Origin of the sequence: Colwellia marinimaniae, assembly GCF_002207865.1 — a bacterium.
Lineage (GTDB): Bacteria > Pseudomonadota > Gammaproteobacteria > Enterobacterales > Alteromonadaceae > Colwellia > Colwellia marinimaniae.
Map to the genome: position 1 here is coordinate 1 of NZ_BDQM01000127.1, position 457 is coordinate 457.

General features: G+C 48.6%; 1 protein-coding gene. It reads left to right on the forward strand.

Translation table 11 applies throughout. The features are described 5' to 3' along the window. A partial coding sequence (locus MTCD1_RS18505) for a PQQ-dependent sugar dehydrogenase (protein ID WP_143760152.1) occupies positions 1-457 on the forward strand: 457 nt, incomplete at both ends.

The window sequence follows — 457 nt, forward strand, 5'->3', positions numbered from 1 at the left end:
AATGATCCTATGGTCGGTCATGGCACCATGGGTAACGGTCAAAATATGGATAACCCACTAGGGGCGATCCTGCGTATCGATCCTATGGGGTCTAACAGTGGTAATGGTGCTTATGGTATCCCAGCGAGCAATCCTTTTGTTGGTGAAGCCGGACTCGATGAGATTTATGCCTATGGTTTGCGTAACCCCTATCGTCTCTCGTTCGATAGCATGACAGGGACTTTATACGCCGCCGATGTAGGCCAAAATGACATCGAAGAGGTCAATGTTATCATCTCAGGAGGCAATTATGGCTGGAACATGCGAGAAGGTAGTTTCGGTTTCTTCCCTAACGGCAATAATGGCGGTTATGTGTTTGAGCAAGCCGACAATATGGGCACGATCGACCCTATGGTGGAATATGATCACGATGAAGGCATAGCCATCATCGGCGGATTTGTCTACCGCGGTAGCAATC